The sequence below is a fragment of the Mesorhizobium sp. M7A.F.Ca.ET.027.03.2.1 genome (assembly GCF_003999175.1).
Classification (GTDB): domain Bacteria; phylum Pseudomonadota; class Alphaproteobacteria; order Rhizobiales; family Rhizobiaceae; genus Mesorhizobium.
This window is the reverse complement of record NZ_RZOM01000475.1, coordinates 1-4522: the sequence shown is the minus strand read 5'-3', so window position 1 is coordinate 4522 and position 4522 is coordinate 1. Positions and strand designations below refer to the sequence as shown.

At 61.3% G+C, this 4522-nt stretch carries 5 protein-coding genes; all 5 read left to right on the top strand.

The window, feature by feature from the left end:
• The first annotated feature begins 122 nt into the window (after positions 1-122).
• Positions 123-1019, top strand: a complete 897-nt coding sequence (locus EN750_RS20080; protein WP_127397438.1) for a sugar ABC transporter permease — start codon at positions 123-125, stop codon at positions 1017-1019.
• 5 nt (positions 1020-1024) lie between these two features.
• Positions 1025-1867: a carbohydrate ABC transporter permease gene (locus tag EN750_RS20075; RefSeq protein WP_023808790.1), complete on the top strand. Its 843-nt coding sequence runs from the start codon at positions 1025-1027 to the stop codon at positions 1865-1867.
• A 111-nt stretch (positions 1868-1978) separates the two neighbouring features.
• Positions 1979-2752: a sugar phosphate isomerase/epimerase gene (locus EN750_RS20070; RefSeq protein WP_127397439.1), complete on the top strand. Its 774-nt coding sequence runs from the start codon at positions 1979-1981 to the stop codon at positions 2750-2752.
• Positions 2753-2763: 11 nt separating this feature from the next.
• Positions 2764-3840 carry a Gfo/Idh/MocA family oxidoreductase gene (locus EN750_RS20065; protein WP_127397437.1) on the top strand — a complete coding sequence of 359 codons (1077 nt, stop codon included), beginning with the start codon at positions 2764-2766 and terminating at the stop codon, positions 3838-3840.
• The coding region (locus EN750_RS20060; RefSeq protein ID WP_145967788.1) for a sugar phosphate isomerase/epimerase at positions 3840-4522 on the top strand (683 nt) is incomplete at its 3' end. The genes EN750_RS20065 and EN750_RS20060, both read left to right, overlap by 1 nt.

Genomic DNA, 4522 nt, shown 5'->3' with positions numbered 1-4522 from the left:
TTGCTATCTTCGACCGGGTGGCCTGACTTCGGGCAGGCCACCCGGCAACAACGGATCGGCAATTTGAGTGGACCTGTTTTTGAAGCTTACCTTCTCTTGAAGGCGTATCCCAAGGTTGGCACATGACCCGGCAAAAGCGTTCCCACCATAAGCTCAAACGAGCGGTCGCACCCTACCTCTATCTGTCGCCCTCGTTGCTCATAATCGGGCTTCTGATGCTGCTGCCGATGGTGACGGTGATTGGCTACTCGTTCCAGAACAGCGCGGTGCTGCGTCGCGACCCATCCTTTGCCGGACTGAAACACTACCAGGCGATCTTCGACGACCCCGTGTTCTGGGCTTCGCTGTGGCACACGCTCTACTTCACATGCATGAGTGTCATTTTCCACATGACCATCGGCATGGCCTTCGCGCTCATGCTGAACAGCGACCGCATCAATCCGACGCTGCGCAATATCCTGCGCGTGCTCTATATACTGCCTTGGCTGTTCACCGCGGTGATTATCGCCGTGATCTGGCGCCTGCTGCTTGAGCCGAACGGTGTCGTGAATAGCATTCTCATGCAAATCGGCATCATCGGTTCCAAGGTCGAATGGTTTTCCTCGCCTGAGACCGCGCTGCGCGCGGTCACCTTTGCCAACATCTGGGCGGGCTATCCGCTCTTCATGGTCAGCCTGCTCGCGGGTTTGCAGGGCATTCCCAAGGATTTCTACGAGGCTGCCGATATCGACGGGGCGAAAGCCTACCAGAAGCTGATCTTCATCACCATTCCGCAGCTGATGCCGATCATCATCAGCATCTCGCTGCTTGACTTCATCTGGACCATGCAGGTCTTCCCGTTAATCTGGATAACGACGGGCGGTGGCCCGATCTACTCGACCGAGGTCCTCAGCACCTACACGTACAAGCTGGCGTTTTCGAGCTACAACCTGTCGCAGGCTTCAGCCAGCGCTGTGGTCATCTTGTTGATCTCTCTCGGCCTGACGCTGTTCTATATTCGCTATCAGAAGGCTCGGTAGTCATCATGAGGAAAAGGCATACGCCGAAAGACAGGCTGATCACCGTCGCGCTCCATGTAGCGCTTGCAGCGGGGCTCTTTTTCGCGGCATTTCCGATCTACTGGATGCTGAGCAGCTCGTTCAAATCGAATACCGAAATCTTTGCCCTGCCACCAACCATCCTGCCAAAGGCCTTCACGCTGGAAGCGTATGCAGCCATCCTTGGCGACCCGGTAAAGCTGCGCTTCTTCTTCAATAGCTATTTCGTGGCGGGAGCGGTGACTGTGCTGACGGTGCTGATCGCCCTGCTGGCGGCCTACGGGTTCAGCCGCTTCAACTTCCGCGGCAAGGGCAGCCTCAACACAATCATCATCAGCACGCAGACGATTCCGCCGATCACACTTTTGATCCCCTTCTTCGGGCTCGTCGTCTCATACGGTATCTTCGACACCTACGTCGCACTGATCCTGACCTATCTGGTGTTTACGCTGCCCTACGCGATCCTGCTGATGACGGGATATCTGAACACCTTGCCCCGCGATCTCGATGAAGCCGTAGCCGTCGATGGCGGCACCAGTTGGACAGCGCTTTGGCGGGTGATCGTCCCGATTTCACTGCCTGGTATCGTGGCGACGTCGGTCTACACCTTCCTGTTGTGCTGGAACGAATTTCTCTTTGCGCTGACACTGACGAAGTCGACGTCCATGCGCACCGTCCCGATCGGCATCCAACTGTTGATGGGGCAGCACGCCTTCGAATGGAACCAGATGATGGCAATGAGTGTGCTCGGCTCGCTACCGCTCTTGCTCATCTACCTCGTTGCCCAGAGGTACTTCCTCGCCGGCATGACCGCGGGCTCGGTCAAGTAGGACGTCCATCCCACGGCGACGCAGGGTGGCATCAAGCAATAGGCGATACCAAGGAATGAAAGGACGAACGTGAAAGAGCTCAAAGTCGGCTGCCAGACCTTCACCTGGGAAATGCTGGGAGACCGGTTTACCGGCGGCCCCGACGATCTGCTGAAGGCGATCGCCGATGGTGGCTATGCCGGGCTCGAGATCACCGACACCATGATCGGACATTATGGCGACAAGCCGGAGGAGTTCGCCGCCGCGCTGAAGGCGTCGGGGCTGACGCTGGTTTCCTTCGCCTTTGGCTCGAACAGTGGTTTTACGCTGAAGGAGGAGATCGGCGCCGACCTCGAAACCGCCAAGCGCTGGATCGATTTCGCCGCCGCCTTCCCGAATGCGCTGGTATCGATGGGCTCGGCCACGGTGGTGTCCGACGGCCCGCGCGAGGATAAGTTCGCCATCGCCGCCGAGGTTTACAACAAGGCCGGCGAACTCGGACGCAAGGCCGGCGTCCAGGTTGCGGTGCATCCAAGCTCCCACCACAACACGCTGCTGTTCGACCGCGCCGACTACGACACGATCTTTGCCTTGCTCGACCCCGACCTGGTCGGCTGGGTACCGGATACCGGCCATATACTGCGCGGCCACAAGGACATGTCCGATACGCTGCGCACCTACCGCGACCGCATCCGCTACATCCACCTCAAGGACGTCTATGCCAACGGTACCTGGGCCATGCTCGGCAAGGGCGTCTGCGACACCCCGGCGGTCATCGAGATCGCCAACACCGCACCGCGCTTCAACGGCTGGCTGGTGCTGGAGGAAGAATCCGAAACGGCCGCCGCCGATCCTGCCGGCGCGGTCAAGACCAACCGCCAGACTATGCGCAGCTACGGCGCCTGAAGAACGAGACGATGATCAAGAAACAGGACAGACGCCTCAGGGTCGGCGTGCTCGGCTGCGGCCCCATCGCGCAGTTCGCGCATCTGGAATCCTGCGTCAAGGCCGGCAATGCCGACCTTTACGCCATCTGCGATGCGGCACCCGATCTGCTTGCCCGCATGGGCGCGACCTATGAGCCGCAGAAGATGTATTCCGACTATGAGGCAATGCTCGCTGATCCCGAGCTGGAAGCGGTGATCGTCGCCACGTCGGACGCCTATCACGTGCCGATGTCGATCAGGGCGCTCAACGCCGGCAAGCATGTTCTCTGTGAAAAGCCGATCGGCACCTCGGTCGAGGAGGGCGAGGCGCTGGCCGAAGCGGTCAGCCGCTCGGGCAAGATCCTGCAGGTCGGCCACATGAAGCGCTTCGATCCGGCACTGGAGGCCGCGCGCGACTTCGTTCGCGACGAGATCGGCGAAGTGCTGGCGCTGAAGGCCTGGTACTGCGATTCCACCCATCGCTACACCAACACCGATGCCGTGCAGCCGCTGCCCGTCACCAGCAGGCTAGCCAGGAAGCCAGCCGGAAATCCCAAGGCCGATCTCAGGCAATACTTCATGCTGGCCCATGGCTCGCATCTCGTCGACACGGCGCGTTTCCTGTGCGGCGATATCGTCGCCGTGCGCGCCCGCCTCAATGAGAAATTCGGCGCCTATTGCTGGTTCGTCGAAACCGAGTTCGCCAGCGGCGCGCTCGGCCATCTCGACCTGACGGTTGCCGTGCGCATGGACTGGCACGAAGGTTTTCAGCTCTATGGCGAGAACGGCTCCGTTATCGCCAGGACATTCAACCCTTGGTACTTCCGCGCCAGCGAGGTGGAGATATTTCACGAGAAGACCGCCACGGCCCACAAGCCGCTCGGCGCCGATGGCCATTTCTTCCGCCGCCAGTTGGAAGGTCTTGCCGACACGGTGCTGAACGGCACGCCGATGCGTGGCGCCAATGTCGAGGACGGCATCGCCTCGATCCGCGCCATGGTCGCCATCGCGCGTTCGGTGGAATCAGGCGAGCGAGTCGAACTCGCCTCGGCTTCGGGGGCGGTGTGATGCGTCTCGGCATTTTCGCCAAGACTTTTCCGGGCACTGAACCGGCAGCCGTGCTGACGGCGGTGCGGCAAGCTGGCTATGAGACGACGCAGTTCAATCTGGCCTGTGCCGGCCTGCCGTCGATGCCGGATGCTGTGCCGGCGGACGCCATCGCCTCCGTCCGTGCCGCCGCGCAGTCGAACGGCGTTTCACTCGCAGCACTGTCGGGCACCTACAACATGGCGCATCCCGACAAAGCCGTGCGCGACGACGGCCTCAGGCGCCTCGCCGTTGTCATCGAGGCTGCTGCTGCCCTCGGCATCCCGCTGGTCACGCTCTGCACCGGCTCGCGCAACGCCGCCGATCAGTGGGCCTATCATCCCGACAATGCCGATCCGGCCGCCTGGTCGGACATGGCCGCCGAGATGGCGAAGGCGCTGGCGCTGGCCGAAGGTGCCGGTGTCGATCTCGGCATCGAGCCTGAGCAGGCCAACATCGTCACCTCGGCCAGGGATGCGACCCGGCTGATCGCCGAGATGGGATCGAAGCATCTGAAGATCGTGCTCGATCCGGCAAACCTGTTCGAACACGCCACGCCCGGCGAGGCGCGCGCTATCGTTGCCGCCGCGATCGACGAGGCCGCCGGCCACATCGCCATGGCGCATGCCAAGGACCGTCATGGTGACGGTCGCTTTGCCACATC